We start from the raw sequence: 22,263 nt of genomic DNA, 5'->3' as shown, positions 1-22,263 counted from the left end.
CGGAAACGCCGATGGCCGCACGCTCAAAAACCTTCCTGCTTTGTCACGGCGCGTGGTCCGGCGGGTGGGCCTGGAAGAAGATGCATCCGCTGATGGCGCAGGCCGGCCACCGCCTGATTGCGCCGACCTATACCGGGCTCGGCGAGCGCGCGCATCTGGCCAGTCCCGCGATCGATCTCGACACGCACATCCAGGACATTTTCAACGTCATCAGGTTCGAGGATCTCGAGGACATCGTGCTCCTCGGCCACAGCTATGGCGGCATGGTCGCCACCGGCGTCGCCGATCGCGCGCGCGAGCGGGTGACGCAATTGATCTATCTCGACGCCTTCGTGCCGCGTGACGGCCAGTCGCTGTTCGATCTCAATGAGGGCGGGCGCGAGCCGATGCGCAAGGCTGCAAGCTCAGGCGACGGCTACCGCATCCCGCCGAACCCGCCGCCGCCGGATACGCCGCAGGCCGATCTCGACTGGCTCAACGCGCGCCGGATCAACATGCCGATCAATGTTTCGAGACGAAGCTGAAGCTCGAACATGGCGAGCCGGCGATGCCGCGCAGCTACATCTATTGCACGCGCATTCCGCCGGGCGACGTGTTCGGGCAGTTCGCCAGGCGCACCAAAAGCGAAGATGGCTGGCGCACTTTCGAGCTCGATGCGAGCCATGCGCCGAACGTGACGGCGCCGGAGGCGTTGATGGGTGTGTTGGAGGAGATCGTCGGATAACTCACAGTGGTCATTCCGGGCCGTGCGCAGCACGAGCCCGGAATCATTTCTCCAGAAACTTTGTGGCTTGATGGATTCCGGGTTCTCGCTTCGCGAGCCCCGGAATGACGAGAGCCCAAATGGTGAGGGGCTCGATGCGGTCAGCATCGAACCCCTCGTCACTTCTTGGTAAGACGCGTTTTCTTCACGCGAACCGGAAAGCCCACTTCGCTCGAAAACGCTTTAGGATATCAGCCGGCCTGTAAGCCGGGTTCTGTAAGGCACCGTCCGCTTGCGCGAACGATACGTGACGGCCATTCCTCTGGGACCATGTTTGCACATGGCCTCGAGCAACCTACCCGGACGGCGGGCCTGACATCGCCCCGCGGCGTTATCGCTTTCGCGAACAGCCCGCTACGCCGTCCCTATTCGGTTTTGCTCCCGGTGGGGTTTACCATGCCGGCTCCGTTGCCGGAGCCGCGGTGCGCTCTTACCGCACCTTTTCACCCTTACCCGTCTACGCAGCTGACGCTGCTACGACGTGGCAAGCCTTGCGGGCCTGCCTCGCCGAAGCCCCGAAGGGGCGAAGGCGGGCGGTTCGTTCTCTGTGGCACTTTCCCTGGGGTCGCCCCCGCCGGACGTTATCCGGCACCGTATGTCAAGGGAGCCCGGACTTTCCTCCCCGGCGGCCTTTCGGCACTTGCCGGAGCGGCCGTCCGGCCGACTGACGGCTTACGCATGAAGCATTTGTGTCGGTTCCGCAAGCTGATAACGCCATGCACGGTTCGCACGAAATAATTTATCCTGAAGATGTCGTTGGAAGCGTGGCCCGTTCGACTGGTTGTCGGTGATCCCAAGTGCAACAGGAGTTGAGCGATGCAGTATTTGCTGATGATCTACCAGAACGAAGCCGAGTACGCGAATATGCGTCCGGCTGCCGGCCAACAGATGACGGCGGAATATCAGACCTTCACGCAAGACATCATCCAGAGCGGCAATTTCAAGGCCGGCGACCGTTTGCAGCCGACCACGACCGCGACGACGGTTCGCGTGCGCGATGGCAAGACCCTGACGACCGACGGCCCGTTCGCCGAAACGCGCGAGCAGCTCGGCGGCTATTACCTCGTGGAGGCCAAGGATCTCGACACTGCGATCGAGATCGCGGCGCGGATTCCGTCGGCGCGCATCGGCTCGATCGAGGTGCGGCCGATCTGGGTCTACGACAAGTGATGGCGCAGCCGCACACCGTCACATGACACTGTCCGAGATCGACAAGATCTTCCGCGACGAGGCGGGGCGGGCGCTGGCCACGCTGATCCGCCTCGTCGGCGATTTCGATCTCGCCGAGGACGCGCTCCAGGACGCGTTTGCGGTGGCACTGGCGCGTTGGCCGGCGTGCGAGGTCCCCGACAATCCGCGTGCCTGGCTGGTCAATGTCGCCAGGCACAAGGCGATCGACCGTATCAGGCGCCAGGCCGTCTTCCGCGGCAAGGAGCAGGCGCTCGTGCACGAGCTCGAGCTGAACGCGCAAGCGCCCAACGAGCCGCCGGCCATGCTCGACGACGACATGCTGCGGCTGATCTTCACCTGCTGCCATCCTGCATTTGCGCCCGAAGTCCAGGTCGCGCTGACGTTGCGCACCGTCTGCGGGCTCTCCACGGCGCAAGTCGCGCGCGCCTTCCTGGTCAGCGAGGAGGCGATGGCGCAGCGTCTGGTCCGCGCCAAGCAGAAGATCAGGCTCGCCGGCATTCCCTATGAGGTTCCCGAGCGCGACACACTGGTGCCGCGGCTCGATGGTGTGCTTGCCGTGATCTATCTGGTCTTCACCGAAGGCTATGTGGCGACGTCGGGTGCGGATTTGATGCGGCCCGATCTTGTGGCCGAGGCGATCCGGCTTGGCCGCTTGCTCGACCGGCTGGTACCCGATCGCGCGGGGATCAAGGGCCTGCTGGCGCTGATGCTGCTGCACGATGCGCGCCGCGCAGGGCGCCAGACCGCCGCCGGCGACATCGTGCTGCTGGAAGAGCAGGATCGTTCGCGGTGGGAGCATGCGCAGATCGAGGAGGGGCTGCGTCTGGTGGACGACGCACTGCGCGTGCCCGGCCGGCCGCAGCCCTACGCGGTGCAGGCCGCGATCGCTGCGCTGCATGCGCGCGCGCCGAGCTATGAGCAGACGGACTGGCCGCAGATCGCCGGACTCTACGAGGTGCTATTGCGCATCAACCCGTCGCCGGTGATCGAGCTGAATCACGCAGCGGCAATGTCGATGGTCGATGGTCCCGCACGTGCGCTCGATCTCGTGGATGCGATCACGGCGCGCGGCGGGCTTCATGGTTACGAGCTGCTGCCAGCGGTGCGGGCGGATTTGTTGCGGCGGCTCGGCCGGAACGAGGAGGCGCGCGAGGCCTATCGCTCGGCGACGGAGGCGACGCAGTTGGAGCCGCTGCGCCGGCTGTACGCGCGAAGGATGAGGGAGATGGAGTAGCTAGTTCCTCATACTCCGTCATTGCGAGGAGCACTTGCGACGAAGCAATCCAGACTGCTTCCGCGGAGGCAGTCTGGATTGCTTCGCTTCGCTCGCAATGACGGGGGTGGCAGTCGCCGTCACTTCGTCGCGACGGTCGTTGCCTCCTGAGGGAGACTCCCCAACAGCGCCTGCAAGGTCGACAGCGTCGAGTGATCCGCGACTCCATCCAGTCGCGCCGGGCGGAAATGGCGCTGGAAAGCGGTCACGACTTCCATGGTCGCGGCGTCGTATTTTCCGGTGAGGGGAACGCCGTAGCCGTATCTGGCGAGCGCCTGCTGCAGGCTCAGCACTTCGTCGCTGATGGTGCCGAGCATCAGGCTCTCGCCGCGCACCACCGGCGCCGGCGTGACCCAGTGGCCGACACCGGAATTCGCCAGCGAATGCCACGGAAATTTTTCGCCGGGATCTTTCTTGCGCGCCGGCGCCACGTCGGAATGGCCGAGCACCCGGTGCGCGGGCACCTTGCGGCGGAGCATGATGCCGCGGCACAGCGCGATCACGGCGGCGATCTGGCGCAGCGGAAACTCCGGATAGCCCCAGTCGTGGCCGCGATTGACGATCTCGATGCCGATCGAGCAGGAGTTGATATCGTCCTCGCCGGCCCAGGCGGACACGCCGGCATGCCAGGCACGCCTGGCCTCCGGCACGCATTGCACGATGCGGCCGTCTTCCAGCACGACATAATGTGCCGACACCTCGGTGCCCGCGGAGCAGAGCCGCGCCAGCGCACCTTCGACGTCGGGCATGCCGGTGTAGTGCAGCACGATCATGTCGGGCTGCCGGCCCTTGTTGCGGTCGCCGTGGTTCGGTGAGGGGATGATGTCGGAGACGATCGAGGAGTCCGGCTCGAACGTCCGCATGCTCGCGGCGGCCTTGGGAACCGGGAGAACACGTTGACGCTTCGAATCAGATCCAGACGGCGTGGACGAACCGGACGACATAGACAGCTCGAGATAGAGAGAGTGTGTGGGCCAAGCCCTTCTCTTTACTATTCCTTTACCCTCGACCGTGCGCAATCGCGCGACGCGGTTAACGGATGCATTTTGGCGCATGTGTGTGGATGAAGCATCACCGCCGCGTCAGCTTTTCGACTTGTCGCGAGCCGATCAACGCTTTCTTAACGCTAAGGGCCGTTACTGAGAGATGAAGAGCCGACCCGCGTCCGGAGGCGGCCAAAGCGTATTTTGGCTCGAAATCCCATGGCTGCCCGACAAGTTCCAAGGGGAATACTGGGTTGGTGGCCCGGGGCGACCGGGCTCGGTAACCATGCTGGACGGGGATTGGGTCGTGGAACCGCCGCGACGCGGAATCATTCGAGGCGTTATGAGCTTGTTCGTCCCCGATCTCATTTGGGAGTCCGGCGGGGCGATCGGCAGGCTTGGCGCATGAGCTCGGCTCCGCATATCCCCGTTCTTGGCCGTGAGGCCATCGACCACCTCGCCCCACGCGAGGGCGGCCTCTATATCGACGCGACCTTTGGTGCCGGTGGCTACAGCCGTGCGATTCTCGACGTGCCGGGAACCCGGGTGATTGCCATTGATCGCGACCGTACTGCGATCGAGGGTGGCGCCGAGCTGGTCGCCCGCTCCGCGGGCAGGCTGACCCTCGTTGAAGATCGTTTCTCCAACCTCGCCGAAATCTGCGCGGCTCAAGGCGTCGATGGCGTCGACGGCGTCGTGATGGACGTCGGCGTGTCCTCGATGCAGCTCGACCAGGCCGGCCGCGGCTTCTCGTTCCGCCTCGATGGTCCGCTCGACATGCGGATGGGGCAGGCAGGCCCGACTGCGGCCGATGTCGTGGCGCGCGCGTCGGAAGGCGATCTCGCCGACATCATCTATCTCCTCGGCGAAGAGCGGCAGTCGCGCCGCATCGCCCGCGCCGTCGTCGCGGACCGTCAGGAGACGCCGTTCACGACCACGCGCGCGCTAGCCGATCTCGTCGGCAGGGTGGTTCGTTCCAAGCCCGGCGATATTCATCCGGCGACGCGGACGTTCCAGGCCCTGCGCATCTTCGTCAACGAAGAGCTCGAGGAACTCCAGAACGCACTCATCGCTGCCGAGCTTGTGCTCAAGCCCGGTGGTCGCCTCGTGGTCGTCTCCTTCCATTCGCTGGAAGACCGCATCGTCAAGAATTTCCTCGCCGAGCGCAGCAAGACGGGTGGCGGCTCGCGCCATCTGCCGGAAATGTCGCAGGCGGTGCCGAGCTTCCAGCTCCTGACGCGGCGGCCGGTGATCGCAGGCGAGGACGAAGTCGGCCATAACCCGCGCGCGCGCTCTGCAAAACTGCGCGCCGCCGAGCGCACCTCGGCGCCTGCACATGACGATCGCGAGCAATCTAACTGGCCAAAACTCTCCGACGTCATGAGAGGTGGCTAGCGCATGCGCTTCATCCACCTCCTCGTCATCGGCGCGCTGATCTTCGCGGCGGCCCATGTCTACCGGATCAAGATGGACTCCACGGCGCGGACCGAAAAGGTGCTGCGGCTGCATGCGGAGATCCGCGAGCAGCGCGATGCAATCGCGGCGCTGCGCTCCGAATGGGCCAAGCTCGATGCGCCCCTGCGCCTGCAAGGCCTGTCCGACCGGCATCTGCAGCTCAAGCCGGTCAACGGCACGCAATATGATTCACTGAAGAATTTGCCCGAGCGTCCGCCGCGGATGTTCAGGCCGGGCGAGCCGGATCCGATCGGGGCCATGCTCAACACCATCGAAGCCGCGAGCGATCCCGATAATGTGACGGGCTCCGTGCCTCAGCCCGAGGACAAGCCATGAGTGCTGTGACCCCGGCCAAACCGGCAGAAAAGCCGACCGAGCCTTGGCGGCAACGGCTGATCCGCAGCCTGCTTTATGGGCGCAACGTCGATCGCGCGGCCAAGGCGCGGGCGCGCGTCGGCCTGGCGATGCTGGCCTTCGGCGCGGTCTACGCCTTGATCGGCGGCCGGCTCGTGATGTTCGCGATCGGCGCCGACGCCCACGGTGCGCGCCGCGCCGCGGCGCAGGAGGTGGTCGCGACCGCGCGGCCCGACATCGTCGATCGCAACGGCGCGATCCTCGCGACCGACGTCAAGGCGTCGAGCCTGTTCGGCGAGCCGCGCCGCATCATCGACAAGGACGAGGCAATCGAACTTCTGACCGCCACCGTGCCCGACCTCGACGAGGCCGAGGTGCGCGAGCGCCTGAAGACGCGCAAGGGCTTCGTCTGGCTCAAGCGCGAGATTACGGCGAAGCAGCAGCAGGACATCCACAAGCTCGGCATTCCCGGCATCGGCTTCCTGCGCGAGAACAAGCGCGTCTATCCGACCGGCAACGAGGTCGCCCACCTCATCGGTCTCGTCAACATCGACAACCAGGGCATCGCCGGCATGGAGAAGTGGCTCGACAATCAGGGGCTCGCCGATCTCCACCGCGCGGGCTTTGCCACCGACCGGCTGCAAAAGCCGATCGAGCTCTCGGTCGATCTGCGCGTCGAGCACGCCCTGCGTGACGAGCTGCTGAAGGCCAAGGAGAAATACCACACCAAGGCCGCCTCCGGCATCGTCTCCAACGTCAAGACCGGCGAGATCGTGGCGATGGTCTCGCTTCCGGATTTCGACCCCAACAATCCGAAGGAAGCGCACGACCCCGACCGCATCAATCGCCTGACCACCGGCGTCTACGAGATGGGCTCGACCTTCAAGGCGTTCACGCTGGCGATGGCACTGGATTCCGGCAAGATCAATTTGAACTCGATGTGGGATGCACGGGGAAACCTGCACTACGGCAAGTTCACCATTCACGACAGCCACGCGCTTGGACGCTTCATCAACACCAAAGAAGTGTTCACCTATTCGTCCAACATCGGCGCGGCGCGGATCGCGCTCAGCCAGGGCGTCGAGGCGCACAAGGCATTCCTCGCCAAGATGGGCCAGTTGACGCGGCTGCGCACTGAACTGCCGGAAAGCGCGGCTCCGCTGATACCGCGCCGCTGGGGCGAACTGAACACGGTGACCATCGCGTTCGGCCAAGGCATGTCGGTGGCGCCGCTGCAGGCTGTGATGGGCATCAACGCGCTGGTGAACGGCGGCTATTTGATTCCGCCGACCTTCATGAAGCGCACCGAATCCGAAGCGGCGGCGATGGCCAAGCGCGTCATCAAGACGGAGACCAGCGACAAGATGCGGTTCCTGATGCGGCTCAATGCCGAAATCGGCACCGCCAAGACCGCCGACGTCAAGGGTTACTATGTCGGCGGCAAGACCGGCACGTCCGAGAAAGTCATCAACGGCCGCTATGCCAAGAAGCGGGTGCTCAACTCCTTCACCGCGATCATGCCCTGCGACGATCCGAAATATCAGATCCTGATCATGCTGGACGAGCCCCAGGCGATTCCCGAGACGAAGGGTTTCATCACCTCGGGTTGGAACGCGGTGCCGACCGGCGGCAAGGTGATCGAGCGGATCGCGCCGCTTCTGGGTGTCGAGCCGCGGTTTGACCTGCCGCCGTCCGAGCGCCTTATTCTTGCAGCATCCAGGACAACCCAGTAATCAACCGGGTGGGCCGTTGCCGCTGCTGAGTCGGGATTTCCCGGCAGATTCGGCGATCCGGTCCGGCATGTCGACTGGAAGACCATGAAGCTGCGCGACCTCCTCGATCAGGACGTTCAGGGCAACGACGCCGCAATCGAGCCCGCGGTCGCGGCGCTCGACGTAACCGGCGTTGCCCTCGACAGCCGCGCGGTCAAGCCGGGTCATCTCTTTTTCGCACTTGCGGGCAGCAAGACCGACGGTGCGCGCTTCATCGATGCGGCGATTGCCGCCGGCGCGGTGGCGGTTCTCGGCGACCATGCGCCTGATGGCTGCAAGGTGCCGTTCATCACAGTCGCCAATCCGCGCCGCGCGCTGGCGCTGGCCGCGGCAAAATTCTACCCCGCGCAGCCTGCGACCATCGCGGCGGTGACCGGCACCAGCGGCAAGACCTCGGTGGCGGCATTCACCCGGCAGATATGGGAGCGGCTCGGGCACGCCTCCGCTAGCATCGGAACCATCGGCCTGGTCTCGCCCAAGCGCACCGTCTACGGCTCCCTGACGACGCCCGATCCGATCGCACTGCATCGGCAGCTCGACGAGATCGCGCGCGAGGGCGTCACGCATCTCGCCTTCGAGGCTTCCTCGCACGGGCTCGATCAGCATCGCCTCGACGGCGTGCGCGTGTCCGCCGGCGGCTTCACCAATCTCTCGCGCGACCACATGGATTACCATCCGTCCGTCGCGCATTACCTCGGGGCCAAGCTCAGGCTGTTCCGCGAACTTGTCCCGCCGGGAGGCGCTGCCGTGATCTCCGCCGATCATGATTGCTCGGCGGAGGCAATCGACGCGGCAAAGTCGCGCAGCTTGCGCGTGATGGCGGTCGGTCGCAACGGCGACGGGGCCGGCGAGGGCATTCGTCTCGCCGGTGCGGAGGTCGAAGGATTTTCGCAAGTGCTCGCGCTCGAGCATCGCGGCAAGCGGCATACGATCCGGCTGCCGCTGGTCGGCGAATTCCAGATCGAGAATGCGCTGGTGTCGGCCGGCCTCGCCATCGGCACCGGCAGCGACGCCGCAAACGTATTCGCGAGCCTCGAAGGTCTCGAAGGCGCCAAGGGCCGGTTGGAGCGCGTTGGCGAACGCAACGGTGCGCCGATCTTCGTCGATTACGCGCACAAGCCCGATGCGCTGGCGAAGGCGCTGCAGGCGCTGCGTCCCTACGCCAGGCGCAGGCTGGTCGTGGTGTTCGGCGCCGGCGGCGACCGCGATGCCGGCAAGCGTCCGATCATGGGCGAGATCGCGGCCGAAAACGCCGACGGCATCATCATCACCGACGACAATCCACGCAGTGAGAAGCCGGAATCGATCCGCGCCGAAATCCTCGCCGCCGCCAAGGGCGCCCGCGAAATCGGCGACCGGGCCGCGGCGATCCGCACCGCGATCGCGGAATTGGAAGATGGCGATGCGCTGCTCATCGCGGGCAAGGGCCACGAGACCGGGCAGATCGTCGGCGGAGAGGTGTTGCCCTTCAGTGATCACGAGGCGGTCGCCGCCGCATTAGCGTCGAGGATTGTATGAGCGCGCCCATATGGACAGTGGCCGAAGTGGCGCGCGCGCTGGGCGCCGCCGGATCGTTCCCGGACACGCCGATCGATCTCGTCACCCAGGACAGCCGGCTGGTGAAGCCGGGCAGCCTGTTCGTCGCGCTGAGCGGCACGCCGAGCGGCGGCTTCATCTCGGCCTTCGCCAGCGCGCGCGACGGCTGGGAGTTCGCGGACAAGGCGGAAGCCTCAGGCGCGGTCGCGATGATCGTGCCGCACGAGATCGCGGGCATCCGCGTTCCCCAGATCGTCGTCAAGGACACGCTGATGGACGGCCTCTGGGGCCTTGCGCGCGCGGCACGTGCGCGCTTCAACGGACCGGTGATCGGGCTCACCGGCAGCGCGGGAAAGACCAGCACCAAGGAATTCCTCGCGGCCTACCCCAATGCCTATGCCAGCCCGTCGAGCTTCAACAATTTCTGGGGCGTGCCGCTGACGCTGTGCAATGCGCGGCCCGATGCCAGTCTCTGGGTCGTCGAGATGGGCATGAACCAGGCCGGCGAGATCGCGCGGCTCAGCGAACTGACGCGGCCGACGGTCGCGCTGGTCGTCAACGTCCAGCCGGTGCATCTGGAGAAGCTTGGCTCGCTCGAAGCCATCCGCCGCGAGAAAGTGTCGATTGCACTCGGCCTGCCTTCGGAAGGCGTGCTGGTGCTGCCCGCCGGGATCAAGGCGCCGGACTGGAAGGGCAAGGTCATACGCTTCGGCGACAAAGCCGAGGTGCACGAGGTCGCGCACGCGCCGCATGGCGACAGCTGGCAGGTCGTGGCCGCGCTTGGCAAGAAGGAGATCGCGTTCAGCCTGACGCCGGGCGCGCCGCACCGCGTCCAGAATGCGCTCGCCGCGCTCGCATCGATCCGTGCGGCGAACCTCGATGCGGCAACGCTTGCGATCAAGCTCGACCGCGTCGGCATCATGACCGGCCGCGGCGTCGAGCAGGCGGTCGGCGGCGTCACCGTGATCGACGACAGCTTCAACGGCAATCCGGCCAGCGTGGCCGCCGCGCTGCAAAGCCTGCAGGCGCGCAACACGACCGGCGGCCGCCGCATTGCGGTACTCGGCGACATGCTGGAGCTGGGTGATGGCGCGCCGGCCTATCACACCGAACTCGCCAGGCATCTCGACGGCATCGACGGCGTCTATTGCGTCGGGCCCCTGATGCGTCACCTGTTCGAGGTGCTTCCAACCGGCAAGGGTCTCGGCTGGCACGACGACCCCGTGACGCTGAAGCCGGGCGAGGTCGCAAATCTGCTGAGGGCAGGCGATGTCGTGGTTGTCAAGGGCAGCAAGAAGATGTTCTGGGTCAACAAGTTTGTGCCGGGCCTAGTGGCCGCCTTGCAGGCAAGGGCGTAAACTGCTTGGAAGGCGCTGTTCCCGAATCCCACCCTTTCCGGCGCGAAGCCGCCCGGTTTTCTTTAGAGGTCGCCCGACCCCAGGATGAAGACCAGCGAATGCGCGTGAGGCAGGTTGATAAGGCCAAGATCAAGGCGCGTGCAAAGGCGCCATAGGACCGTCTGAATGTTTTACTGGCTGATCGAGCTCTCCAACACATTTCCGGGCTTCGGTGCCGTTCGCACCTTCCTGAACGTCTTCCGCTACATCACCTTCCGCACCGGCGGCGCCGTCGTCACCGGCGCGCTGTTCGTGTTCCTGTTCGGTCCCTGGATCATCGACCATCTGCGCATCCGGCAAGGCAAGGGCCAGCCGATCCGGGCCGATGGTCCGCAATCGCATCTCGCCAAGAAAGGCACGCCCACCATGGGCGGGCTGATGATCCTGTCCGGCCTCACGGTCGGCACGGTGCTGTGGGCCAATCCGCTCAATCCTTACGTCTGGATCGTGCTGGCGGTGACGCTCGGCTTCGGCTTCGTCGGCTTCTACGACGATTATCTCAAGGTAACCAAGCAGACCACGACCGGCTTCGGCAGCAAGCTCCGCCTGCTGATCGAGGCGGCCATCGCGCTGGTTGCCTGCTACGCGCTGGTGCGGCTGAACCGCGATCCCGCGTCGACGGCGCTCACGATTCCTTTCCTGAAGGACACCGTGCTGCATTTCGGCTGGTTCTTCGTCGTGTTCGGCGCCTTCGTCATCGTCGGCGCCGGCAACGCGGTGAACCTCACCGATGGTCTCGACGGCCTCGCCATCGTGCCCGTAATGATCGCGACCGCGAGCTTTGCGATGATCGCCTATCTCGCCGGCAACGCGGTGTTCGCCGATTATCTCCAGATCAAATATGTCGCCGGCACCGGCGAGCTGGCCGTGCTCTGCGGCGCCCTGCTGGGCGCGGGCCTCGGCTTCCTCTGGTTCAACGCGCCGCCGGCCTCGATCTTCATGGGCGACACCGGCTCGCTCGCGCTCGGCGGCATGCTGGGTGCGATCGCGGTCGCGGTGAAGCACGAGATCGTGCTCGCGGTGATCGGCGGCCTGTTCGTGCTGGAGGCGGTCTCCGTCATCGTGCAGGTGGTGTCGTTCAAGATGACGGGAAAGCGCATCTTCCGGATGGCGCCGATCCATCACCATTTCGAGCAGCTCGGCTGGACCGAGCCGCAGATCGTGATCCGGTTCTGGATCATCTCGGTGATGCTGGCGCTCGCCGGCCTGTCCACGCTGAAGCTGCGGTGAGCACTCGATGATCCCCGTCACGTCCTTTGCCGGCAAGACGGTCGCGGTGTTCGGCCTCGGCGGCTCGGGGCTCGCGTCTTGCCACGCGCTGAAGGCCGGCGGCGCCGAGGTGATCGCCGCCGACGACAATGCCGACAACGTCGCCAAGGCCGCGCAAGCGGGCTTCATCACGGCTGATTTGCGCAACGTCTCCTGGGCGAATTTCGCGGCGCTGGTGCTCGCGCCCGGCGTTCCCCTGACCCACCCGGTGCCGCATTGGAGCGTGCTGAAGGCGCGCGAGGCCGCTATCGAGGTGATCGGCGACATCGAGCTGTTCTGCCGCGAACGGCGTCGGCACGCGCCGGATGCGCCGTTTGTCGCCATCACCGGCACCAATGGCAAATCGACCACGACGGCGTTGATCGCGCATCTGACCAAGGTCGCCGGCTACGACACCCAGATGGGCGGCAATATCGGCACCGCGATCCTGTCGCTGGAGCCGCCGCGCATGGGCCGGGTCCACGTCATCGAGATGTCGTCCTACCAGATCGACCTCACGCCCTCGCTCGATCCCTCCGTCGGCATTCTGCTCAATGTCAGCGAGGACCACATCGATCGTCACGGCACCATCGCGCATTACGCCGCGGTGAAGGAACGCCTCGTTGCCGGTGTGCAGGCTGGCGGTACCGCGATCGTCGGTGTCGACGACGGTTTTTGTCGCGACATCGCCGACCGGCTCGACCGTGCCGGCAAAAATGTGGTGCGCATCTCGGTCAGGAATCCGCTGGCCAGCGGCATCCATGTCGAGCATGGCAATATTGTGCGCAATTCGGGCGGCGCGCGCAGTGAAATCGCGGCGCTCGGCGGCATCGGTTCTCTGCGCGGCCTGCACAATGCACAGAACGCGGCGTGCGCCGCCGCCGCCGCGCTCGCGATGGGCATTGGCCTCGATGTCTTGCAGAACGGCCTGCGCAGCTTTCCAGGCCTTGCGCATCGCATGGAGCAGGTCGGCCGCCGCGGCAATGTGCTGTTCGTCAACGACTCCAAAGGCACCAATGCGGACGCCACCGCGCACGCACTGTCGTCCTTTTCGGACATCTTCTGGATTGCGGGCGGCAAGCCGAAGGCCGGCGGCATCACCGGCCTCACCGGCTACTTCCCGCGCATCCGAAAAGCCTATCTGATCGGCGAGGCCGCGCAGGAATTTTCCGGCACGCTCGGCACGCAGGTGCCGCACGAGATCAGCCAGACCCTCGACGTCGCGGTGGAGCAAGCCGCACGTGATGCGGAGGCGTCAGGCATCACTGATGCGGTCGTCCTGCTGTCACCCGCCTGCGCCTCCTTCGACCAGTACCGCAATTTCGAAATCCGCGGCACCAAGTTCCGCGAGCTGGTGCAGGCGCTGCCGGGCGTGAAGCCGGTGGTGTGAGGCAATTCCAATCATCCGCGTTTCCTTAACCCCCCGGTAACCAACCTCGGCGACCAATGGACCGACCTCTGTCCGAAAGCGGCCGCCATGCTCTCCCGTGAAGAACGCACCCCCTTTTCCGAGTGGTGGTGGACCGTCGACAAGCCGCTGATGGGTGCCATCCTGGCGCTGATGCTGACGGGCGTGATCCTGTCGCTGGCGGCGAGCCCGCCGGTTGCGACCCGCATCGGGCTCGATCCCTTCCACTTCTTCAGCCGCCACGTGCTGTTCCTGCTGCCGTCCTGCATCGTGCTGCTCGGGGTGTCCTTCCTGTCGCCGCGGGCGATCCGCCGCTCGGCGCTGATCATCTTCGCGGCCAGCATCATCCTGATCGTGTTGACGCTCGCGATCGGTCCCGAGGTGAAGGGCTCGCGGCGCTGGATCACGCTGATCGGCGTCAACATCCAGGCCTCCGAAATCGCAAAGCCGTCGTTCGTCGTCATCGCCGCCTGGCTGTTTGCCGAGTCCACCAAGCGGCCGGAGATGCCGGCGACCTCGATGGCGCTCGCGCTGCTCCTGATGCTGGTCTCGCTTCTCGTCATGGAGCCCGATTTCGGCCAGACCATGCTGATCCTGATGGTGTGGGGCTCGTTGTTCTTCATCGCGGGCATGCGGATGATCTGGGTGTTCGGGCTCGCCGGCCTCGGCGCTGCCGGACTGTTCAGCGCCTATCTTTTTGTTCCCCACGTCGCCGGCCGCATCAAGCGCTTCATGAATCCGGCTTCGGGCGACACCTTCCAGGTCGATACCGCCATGGAGGCCTTTTACAATGGCGGCTGGTTCGGGCTTGGACCGGGCGAGGGCATTGCCAAGCGCAGCCTGCCGGACAGCCACACCGACTTCGTGTTCGCGGTTGCCGCCGAAGAGTTCGGCATCATCCTGTGCCTCGCGATGCTGGCACTGTTTGCCTTCGTCGTCATCCGCACGCTGTCGCGCGCCTATGCCAATGAGGACATGTTCTCGCGCTTTGCGGCCTCGGGTCTTGCGATCCTGTTTGGCGTGCAGGCTGCGATCAACATGTCGGTCAATCTCCAGCTCATCCCGGCCAAGGGCATGACGCTGCCCTTCATCTCCTATGGCGGCTCCTCGATCGTGTCGCTGGCCTATGGTGTCGGCATGATGCTCGCGCTGACGCGGCTGCGCCCGCGCACCGAAGTCGAGGCGAGCGGCCACGCCGAGGCGATGCGCAGTTACGCGTGATTGCGTGTCCCGGACAAGCGCAGCGAAGCGGAGCGCAGAGCCGGGTCCCAGAATGTCGCAGCAATGGGCCCCGGTTCAGCAGCGCACCACGCCGCGAAGGGCGGCGCGTTGCACTGCGCCCGGGGCACGAGCATTGTGTGGGCGGCTCGCAATGACGGGTGAGACACTGTAAAACTCCTCCCCATGGACACCTCCCCCCTGATTCTTCTCGCCGCGGGTGGCACCGGCGGCCATCTGTTTCCGGCCGAGGCGCTCGGCGTCGAGCTGATCCGGCGCGGCTTCCGCGTCCGCCTCGTCACCGACGAGCGCGCGCTGCGCTACAGCGGCCTGTTCACCAAGGACATGATCGACGTCGTCTCGAGCGAGACTGCGCGCGGCCGCAATCCGCTGCAGCTCGCCTATGCCGGCCTGACGCTCGCGGCCGGCACGCTGTCCGCCTACAGCCTGATCAAGCGATTGAAGCCGGTTGCCGTCGTCGGCTTTGGCGGCTATCCGACGCTGCCGCCGCTGGTCGCCGCAAAATTCGCGGGCGTGCCCGGCATCATCCATGACGCCAATGCGGTGCTCGGCCGCGCCAACCGGTTTCTGTCGAGCCGCGTCCGTGCCATCGCGACGTCGTTGCCTGGCGTGCTCGACCGCGATCCGGCGCTATCGGGCAAGACAACGACGGTCGGCACGCCGATGCGCCCCGCAATTCTCGCTGCAGCCGGCGTGCCATATGCTGCGCCTGAAGTGAACGGTCCGCTGCGCCTGCTCGTCGTCGGCGGCAGCCAGGGCGCGCGCATCATGGCCGATATCGTGCCGGGCGCGATCGAACGCCTCGAGCCCGCGCTGTGGAGCAGGCTCATCCTCACCCAGCAGGTGCGTGACGAGGACATGGCGCGCGTGCGCGCGGTCTACGACAGACTGAAGATCAAGGTCGAGCTTGCGCCGTTTTTCACCGATCTGCCGGCACGGCTCGCCTCCAACCATCTGGTGGTGTCGCGCTCAGGCGCCGGCACCGTGGCCGAACTCGCTGCGATCGGGCGGCCCTCGATCCTGGTGCCGCTCCCGGGCGCGATCGACCAGGACCAGTTCGCCAATGCCGGCGTGCTGGCCAGGGTCGACGGTGCGATCCGCATTCCGCAAACCGAGTTTTCCTCCGATCGCCTCGCCGCCGAGATCTCCGCCTTCGCCGCCGAGCCCGCGCGTCTTGCCGCCATGGCGCAGGCCGCCCGCGGTGCCGGCCGGCTCGACGCAGCGGAGCGGCTGGCCGATCTGGTGGCCAAAATCGCGGGAATCTGACGCGAAATCAGCCAGAATTCCTACTTTTGCCGTCATGGCCGGGCTTGTCCAGGCCATCCACGTCTTGCAAGAAGTGGTAGGGATTCGTGGATGCCCCGGACAAGCCCGGGCATGACGAGGGAACTGCGGGATACGCCATGAGACTGCCGCGCGAGATCGGACCCATCCACTTCGTCGGGATCGGCGGGATCGGCATGAGCGGCATCGCCGAGGTGTTGCTCAATCTCGGCTATTCCGTGCAGGGCTCGGACGCCTCCGACAATTACAATCTCGACCGTCTCCGCAAGAACGGCGCGAAGGTCTCGGTCGGCCACAAGGCGGAGAACGTCGACGGCGCCGAGGTCGTCGTGGTTTCTACCGCGATCAAGCGCGACAATCCGGAACTGACGGCGGCGCGCGAACGGCGGATCCCGGTGGTGCGCCGCGCCGAGATGTTGGCCGAGCTGATGCGGCTGAAGAGCTGCGTCGCCATCGCCGGCACGCACGGCAAGACCACCACGACCACGATGGTCGCGACGCTGCTCGACGCCGGCGGCCTCGATCCCACCGTGATAAACGGGGGCATCATCAACGCCTACGGCTCCAACGCGCGTCTCGGTGCGGGCGACTGGATGGTGGTCGAAGCCGACGAGAGCGACGGCACGTTCCTGAAGCTGCCGACCGAGGTCGCGATCGTCACCAATGTCGATCCCGAGCATCTCGATCACTTCAAGACCTTCGAGGCTGTGCAGGACGCGTTCCGCCATTTCGTCGAGAACCTGCCGTTCTATGGCTTTGCCGTGATGTGCATCGATCATCCCGTGGTGCAGAATCTTGTCGGCAAGATCGAGGATCGGCGCATCATCACCTATGGCGAGAATCCGCAGGCCGATGTGCGCTTCGTCGACCTGGCCCCGATGGGCGGCGGATCGAAGTTCAAGGTTACGTTCCGCGACCGCAAGACGGGCGCCGTGCATGAGATCTCCGATCTCATGCTGCCGATGCCGGGACGGCACAATGCCTCCAACGCAACGGCCGCGATTGCGGTCGCGCGCGAGCTCGGCGTGTCGGACGAGGCGATCCGCAAGGCGATCGCCGGCTTCGGCGGCGTCAAGCGCCGCTTCACCAAGACCGGCGAGTGGAACGGTGTCACCGTGATCGACGATTACGGCCATCATCCGGTCGAGATCGCGGCGGTGCTGAAGGCGGCGCGGGAATCCACCAACGGCAAGATCGTCGCCGTCGTGCAGCCGCATCGCTATACCCGCCTGCAGTCGCTGTTCGAGGAATTCTGCACCTGTTTCAACGATGCGGATGCGGTGATCGTCGCCGAGGTCTACGCCGCAGGCGAGACGCCGATCGAGGGCATCGACCGCGACCATTTCGCCATTGGCTTGCGCGCCCACGGCCACCGCGAGGTGATCCCGCTGCCGGCGGCCTCCGATCTCGCCGGCATCGTCAAGGGCGTGGCGAAGTCGGGCGATCTCGTCGTGTGCCTAGGGGCCGGCAACATCACGCAATGGGCGTATGCCTTGCCCGACGAATTGAAGGCGCTGGGGTAGGCGCTCTCATGAGAGTCTCACATATAGCCACAAGGCAAACTGCGCTCCCTCCCCCCTTGTGGGGGAGGGCGGGGGAGAGGGGTGGCCGCGAACTCCGATCTCGCTCGGGGCTACCCCCCTCCCTGACCCTCCCCCACAAGGGGGGAGGGAACGGAAGAAGTGTGCGCTCTTCACCTGCAGTGAGCGTGCTCGCATGAGCTTCCCCGACATCACACCCTCGCTCAAAGCCGCGATGCCCGATCTTCGTGGCCGGCTGCTCGCGAACCAGTCGCTCGCCGAGCTCACCTGGTTTCGCGTCGGCGGTCCCGCGCAGGTGTTGTTCACGCCGGCGGACGAGGACGACCTCGCTTATTTCCTCGCGCATCTCGCAAGCGACATTCCCGTCTACGTCGTCGGCGTCGGCTCCAACCTGATCGTGCGCGACGGCGGCATTGCGGGCGTGGTGATCCGTCTGGCGCCGCGTGCCTTCGGCGAGGCGAGCGCGAGCGCCGCTGTCGTCACCGCGGGCGCAGCCGCGCTCGACAAGCGCGTGGCGGAAGTCGCCGCGTCGGCCAATATCGGTGGGCTGGAATTCTACTTTGGCATTCCCGGCACGATCGGCGGCGCGCTGCGCATGAATGCGGGCGCCAATGGCGGCGAGACCAGGGACGTGTTGATCGAGGCGCGAGGCGTCGGTCGCGACGGCACCAAGCACGTCTTCTCCAATGCCGACATGAAGTTCGTCTACCGCAACAGCGGCGTCGATCCCTCCATCATCTTCACCTCCGCGCGTTTCCGCGGCGAGATCAGGGATGTCGAGGCGATCCGCGCGCGCATGGCGGAAGTGCAAACCCATCGCGAGACCGCGCAGCCGATCCGCGAAAAGACCGGCGGCTCGACCTTCAAGAATCCGCCCGGCCATTCCGCCTGGAAGCTGGTCGACGCCGCCGGCTGCCGCGGTTTGCGCGTCGGCGGTGCCGAAGTCTCCGAGATGCACTGCAATTTCCTGATCAACACGGGCAATGCCACCGCGCACGACATCGAAGCGCTGGGCGAGACCGTGCGTGAACGGGTGAAGACGAATTCCGGAATTGAGCTACACTGGGAAATCAGGCGGATCGGAATTCCCGGCTAATTTGGACAAGCGACGAGAGAACATGCGCATCACCATCCTCTTCGGCGGCTCCAACCGCGAACGTCTGGTTTCGGTCGCTTCAGCCCAGGCGCTGCATCAAGCGCTGCCCGAGGCCGATCTCTGGTGGTGGGACGTCGAGGACAAGGTGCATGTCGTGCAGTCGAAGCAACTGCTCGAACATGCCCGCCCGTTCGAGGACGAGTTCAAGCCGGGCACGTCGGGCATTCCGCTGGAGCAGGCGCTCGACCAGGCCAGGGCGGAGAACCGCGTGCTGGTGCTCGGCCTGCATGGCGGGCGTGCCGAGAACGGCGAATTGCAGGTGATGTGCGAGGCGCGCGGCGTGCCTTTCACCGGATCGGGCTCGGCCTCCTCGCACCTCGCGTTCGACAAGTTCGCGGCCAAGCATTTCGCCGCGCTCGGCGGCGTGACGCCGCCGGCCAACATTGCGCTGGACCAGATCGATGAGGCCTTCGCCGAATACGGCCGGCTGATCGCAAAGCCTGCGAGGGATGGCTCGAGCTACGGCCTGATCTTCGTCAACGCCAAGCAGGATCTCGTCGCCGTCCGCAATGCCGCGAAGCACGAAGAGTACGTGGTCGAGCCTTACATCGCCGGCGTCGAGGCGACCTGCGGCGTGCTGGAGCGGCCGGACGGCACGATCACCTCGCTGCCGCCGATCGAGATCATTCCCGGCGAGGGCAGTTTCGACTACGCGGCGAAATATCTTTTGAAGTCGACCCAGGAGATATGTCCCGGCCGTTTCGCGCCCGAACTCACCGCCGCACTGAAGCAGCAGGCGATGCTGGCGCACCGGGCGATGTCCTGTACCGGCTATTCCCGTTCGGATTTCATCGTCTCGGACAAGGGGCTGATCTATCTCGAAACCAACACGCTGCCCGGCCTGACCAAGTCCTCGCTCTACCCCAAGGCGCTGAAGGCCGAGGGCATCGCGTTCGTCGACTTCCTGCGCGGCCTGGTCGAGCTCGCCGTGGCCGGTGTGCGAAAATAATTAGGACTGGTTAACGGCCGAACTGGCGAAACGGCCGGTTTTGGAACCCAAAACCGGTAAAATGCCGGATATTGCGGCATAAATGCCTCACAGGCCTGGGCAAAACGCTCACGTCGTTAACGAACTTTACCTTTTGTTTACCAGGACGTCCGAAGGTTAACGCTGGCGGCGCATATGACGCTTTGGCTGCCGGCGCGTGGACCGTTGCGGGTGTTGTCACCCCCAGCGAACGCTCTGAAGGGGAGAGGTTTTCTTCTGCTGAAGACCAGCACCCGGCCCGGCAAGTCCGAGACGTCATGTTCGCCAGGACCCGCGCGATGTCGCGGGCAAACTGTTGACGAGCTCGTGCAATGGATGGAGCAGGAAGCCTCACTCGGTCGCTTTTCAGATCGCTGAGGCCCCAAGCTGACCTGAAGGCGGCCGCTATCGGAGCGGTCGTGCTTCTGTGCGAGTGGATGAAGGACAAGCGTCTGGAACGAGTTCACGGCGCGCGTGCTGCAGCCGAGGAAAAGATTAAAACCAAAGCCCGGGCCAAAGCCGTCATCGAGCGCGAGCCGCCGCCGCGGCTGGTCGCGCTGGTCGAGCGCTATCTGCCGCGCCGGGTCGGAATCAGCATGACGGTGCTGCTCCTGATCGGAAGCTGCGGCTTCGGTATCGTCAAGGGCGGCCATCTCCAGGATTTCATCACGGCGGTCAACGACACCCGTAACGCGCTGGCCAATTCCGCCGGCTTCCGCATCACCTCCGTCGTGATCAACGGCCGCAAGCAGCTCAGCCAGGACGAGATCCTCGCGATCGGCGGCGTCAGCGGCCGATCCTCGCTGCTGTTCCTCGACGCCGACGCCGTGCGCGACAAGCTCAAGGCCAATCCCTGGATCGCGGATGCAACCGTGCTGAAGCTCTATCCGGGCCAGCTCATGATCGAGCTCACCGAGCGCAAGGCGTTCGCGCTGTGGCAGGAAGCCGGCCGGCTCTCCGTCATCGCCGATGACGGCGCCGTGCTCGAACCCTATGTCTCGCGCCGCTTCCTGTCGCTGCCGCTCGTGGTCGGCAAGGGCGCCGAGACGCAGGCCCGCGATTTCCTTGCTTTGCTGGCGCGCTATCCGCAGGTTAATTCCATCACCAAGGCCGCGATCTTCGTCGGTGAGCGGCGCTGGAACCTGAGGCTCAAGGACGGCCTCGACATCCGCCTGCCCGAGCAGGACGTCGGCAACGCGCTTGCGATGCTGTCCAGGCTCGACAAGGAGGACAGGCTGTTCTCCCGCGACATCGTCGCCGTCGACCTGCGCCTGCCGGATCGGCTGGTGGTGCAGCTGTCCGAGGACGCCGCCAAGGCGCGCGACGATTTGTTCAAGGACAAGAAGAAGAAAAAGGCCGGGGACGCTGCATGACCGGTCTTGATCGCACCCAGACACCGAAGACACGCCCGATGCCGCACAAGCGCGGCGGCCTCGTCGCCTGCCTCGACATCGGCACCAGCAAGATCGCCTGCATGATCGCGCGGCTGAAGCCGTCGGCGCCGAGCGAAGCCCTGCGCGACCGGACCCATGCGGTGGAGCTGATCGGCTACAGCCAGATCCAGTCCCGCGGCATGAAAGCCGGCGCCGTGATCGATCTCGGCGAATGCGAGCAGGCGGTGCGACAGGCCGTCGGGCTCGCGGAGAAAATGGCCAAGGTGCGGGTCGAGTCCGTGCTGCTGTCGGTCTCCGGCGGCCGGCTTTCCGGTCAGCTGGTCGAAGCTGCGGCCGACATCCGCGGCGGCGCCGTGACGCCGGCCGATGTCAGCCGCGTCACCTCCACCGGCATGCGCCACGCCACCGGGGAAGGCCGCACCGTGCTGCACGCGCTGCCGGTCGGCTACACGCTCGACGGCGTCAAGGGCATCCGTGATCCCCGCGGCATGGTCGCGCATCAGTTCGGCATCGACATGAACGTCGTCACCTGCGACGCCACCGTGGCGCGGAACCTGATGCTGGCGGTCGAACGCTGCCACATCAACGTCGAAGCCATGGCGGCAAGCCCCTATGTGGCGGGCCTGTCGGTACTGACCGACGACGAGGCCGATCTCGGCGCTGCCGTGGTCGAAATGGGCGCGGGCACCACCACGATCGCGGTCTTTTCCGGCGGCCGCTTCGTGCATGCCGCGGGTTTTGCGGTCGGCGGGCAACACATCACGATGGATCTGGCACGCGGACTCTCCGCGACCATTGCCGATGCCGAGCGAATCAAGACGTTATATGGGACCGTCATCACCGGCGGATCGGACTCGCGTGAGCTGATGTCTGTACCGACAGCCGGTGACGAGCAGGATCTGCCGCAGATCGTCTCCCGCGCTACCATCGCCAACATCGTCAAGCATCGTGCCGAGGAAGTCTTCGAAATGGTTCGGGACAAGCTGAAGGATTCGCCCTTCGCCTCGGAGCCCAACGGCCGTGTCGTGCTCTCGGGCGGGGCCTCGCAGCTCACCGGTCTCGTTGAGCTCGGAACGCAGATTCTCGGCCGGCCCGTGCGGGTCGGACGTCCGCTCGGTTTCGGCCGGCTGCCCAACGAGGCGAAGAACGCCGCCTTCGCGGTGCCGGCCGGACTGCTCGTCTACCCGCAATATGTTCACCACGAACATGTCGAACCGCGGCATACGCGGCAGCAGGTCAGGACGGGGACCGGCGGGTATTTCGGAAAGGTCGGACGATGGCTCCGCGAGGGCTTCTGATGAC

17 protein-coding genes, 1 other RNA gene and 1 pseudogene are annotated in these 22,263 nt (G+C 65.5%); 17 read left to right on the top strand and 2 right to left on the bottom strand.

Annotated elements, in window-relative coordinates; all coding sequences use genetic code 11:
• Positions 1 to 11: 11 nt before the first annotated feature.
• Positions 12 to 724: pseudogene (locus tag AC0L21_RS16820) on the top strand (alpha/beta fold hydrolase).
• A gap of 226 nt (positions 725 to 950) precedes the next feature.
• Here AC0L21_RS16820 and rnpB read toward each other — a convergent pair.
• Positions 951 to 1,431: RNase P RNA component class A (gene rnpB, locus AC0L21_RS16815), an RNA gene on the bottom strand.
• A gap of 148 nt (positions 1,432 to 1,579) precedes the next feature.
• On the opposite strand from rnpB, the gene AC0L21_RS16810 reads away from it, so the two are divergent.
• Complete coding sequence (locus AC0L21_RS16810) at positions 1,580 to 1,933, top strand: YciI family protein (RefSeq protein ID WP_473262934.1); 354 nt, start codon at positions 1,580 to 1,582, stop codon at positions 1,931 to 1,933.
• Between the two features lie 22 nt (positions 1,934 to 1,955).
• Positions 1,956 to 3,188, top strand: coding sequence for an RNA polymerase sigma factor (locus tag AC0L21_RS16805; protein ID WP_473262933.1), 1,233 nt, complete (start codon positions 1,956 to 1,958; stop codon positions 3,186 to 3,188).
• A gap of 119 nt (positions 3,189 to 3,307) precedes the next feature.
• On the opposite strand, the gene AC0L21_RS16800 is transcribed toward AC0L21_RS16805, so the two are convergent.
• Positions 3,308 to 4,090: an N-acetylmuramoyl-L-alanine amidase gene (locus AC0L21_RS16800; RefSeq protein WP_247358645.1), complete on the bottom strand. Its 783-nt coding sequence runs from the start codon at positions 4,088 to 4,090 to the stop codon at positions 3,308 to 3,310.
• A 525-nt stretch (positions 4,091 to 4,615) separates the two neighbouring features.
• On the opposite strand from AC0L21_RS16800, the gene rsmH reads away from it, so the two are divergent.
• From rsmH to ftsA, 14 genes are all read left to right on the top strand, one after another.
• Positions 4,616 to 5,605 (top strand): 16S rRNA (cytosine(1402)-N(4))-methyltransferase RsmH, encoded by a 990-nt coding sequence (gene rsmH / locus AC0L21_RS16795; RefSeq protein ID WP_473262932.1) that lies wholly within the window; start codon positions 4,616 to 4,618, stop codon positions 5,603 to 5,605.
• Positions 5,606 to 5,608: 3 nt separating this feature from the next.
• Complete coding sequence (gene ftsL / locus AC0L21_RS16790) at positions 5,609 to 6,001, top strand: cell division protein FtsL (protein WP_027570696.1); 393 nt, start codon at positions 5,609 to 5,611, stop codon at positions 5,999 to 6,001.
• Complete coding sequence (locus AC0L21_RS16785) at positions 5,998 to 7,752, top strand: peptidoglycan D,D-transpeptidase FtsI family protein (RefSeq protein WP_473262931.1); 1,755 nt, start codon at positions 5,998 to 6,000, stop codon at positions 7,750 to 7,752. Before ftsL ends, AC0L21_RS16785 begins: the two co-directional genes overlap by 4 nt.
• Positions 7,753 to 7,836: 84 nt before the next feature.
• A complete protein-coding gene (locus AC0L21_RS16780) occupies positions 7,837 to 9,309 on the top strand; it encodes a UDP-N-acetylmuramoyl-L-alanyl-D-glutamate--2,6-diaminopimelate ligase (RefSeq protein WP_473262930.1) in 1,473 nt (490 codons plus the stop codon).
• Positions 9,306 to 10,685, top strand: coding sequence for a UDP-N-acetylmuramoyl-tripeptide--D-alanyl-D-alanine ligase (locus AC0L21_RS16775; protein ID WP_473262929.1), 1,380 nt, complete (start codon positions 9,306 to 9,308; stop codon positions 10,683 to 10,685). Before AC0L21_RS16780 ends, AC0L21_RS16775 begins: the two co-directional genes overlap by 4 nt.
• Positions 10,686 to 10,850: 165 nt before the next feature.
• Positions 10,851 to 11,954 carry a phospho-N-acetylmuramoyl-pentapeptide-transferase gene (mraY, locus tag AC0L21_RS16770; RefSeq protein ID WP_007600847.1) on the top strand — a complete coding sequence of 368 codons (1,104 nt, stop codon included), beginning with the start codon at positions 10,851 to 10,853 and terminating at the stop codon, positions 11,952 to 11,954.
• 7 nt (positions 11,955 to 11,961) lie between these two features.
• A complete protein-coding gene (gene murD / locus AC0L21_RS16765; RefSeq protein ID WP_473262928.1) occupies positions 11,962 to 13,362 on the top strand; it encodes a UDP-N-acetylmuramoyl-L-alanine--D-glutamate ligase in 1,401 nt (466 codons plus the stop codon).
• 87 nt (positions 13,363 to 13,449) lie between these two features.
• Positions 13,450 to 14,601, top strand: coding sequence for a putative lipid II flippase FtsW (ftsW, locus tag AC0L21_RS16760; protein ID WP_473250435.1), 1,152 nt, complete (start codon positions 13,450 to 13,452; stop codon positions 14,599 to 14,601).
• A gap of 183 nt (positions 14,602 to 14,784) precedes the next feature.
• A complete protein-coding gene (murG, locus tag AC0L21_RS16755) occupies positions 14,785 to 15,885 on the top strand; it encodes an undecaprenyldiphospho-muramoylpentapeptide beta-N-acetylglucosaminyltransferase (RefSeq protein ID WP_473262927.1) in 1,101 nt (366 codons plus the stop codon).
• Positions 15,886 to 16,022: 137 nt separating this feature from the next.
• On the top strand, positions 16,023 to 17,426 hold the full coding sequence (gene murC, locus AC0L21_RS16750; protein ID WP_473262926.1) for a UDP-N-acetylmuramate--L-alanine ligase: 1,404 nt from the start codon (positions 16,023 to 16,025) through the stop codon (positions 17,424 to 17,426).
• Between the two features lie 193 nt (positions 17,427 to 17,619).
• A complete protein-coding gene (gene murB, locus AC0L21_RS16745; RefSeq protein WP_473262925.1) occupies positions 17,620 to 18,540 on the top strand; it encodes a UDP-N-acetylmuramate dehydrogenase in 921 nt (306 codons plus the stop codon).
• A gap of 22 nt (positions 18,541 to 18,562) precedes the next feature.
• Positions 18,563 to 19,549 (top strand): D-alanine--D-alanine ligase family protein, encoded by a 987-nt coding sequence (locus AC0L21_RS16740; protein WP_473262924.1) that lies wholly within the window; start codon positions 18,563 to 18,565, stop codon positions 19,547 to 19,549.
• Positions 19,550 to 19,899: 350 nt separating this feature from the next.
• Entirely contained in the window at positions 19,900 to 20,940 is a 1,041-nt protein-coding gene (locus AC0L21_RS16735) for a cell division protein FtsQ/DivIB (protein WP_473262923.1), read from the top strand.
• Complete coding sequence (gene ftsA, locus AC0L21_RS16730; RefSeq protein WP_007613530.1) at positions 20,937 to 22,259, top strand: cell division protein FtsA; 1,323 nt, start codon at positions 20,937 to 20,939, stop codon at positions 22,257 to 22,259. The genes AC0L21_RS16735 and ftsA overlap by 4 nt, the downstream gene beginning before the upstream one ends.
• The last annotated feature ends 4 nt before the right edge of the window (positions 22,260 to 22,263 follow it).

Source organism: Bradyrhizobium sp. WSM4873, assembly GCF_055811355.1.
Note: the sequence above shows the minus strand (reverse complement) of the source record. Positions and strands in the feature narration are given on the sequence as shown.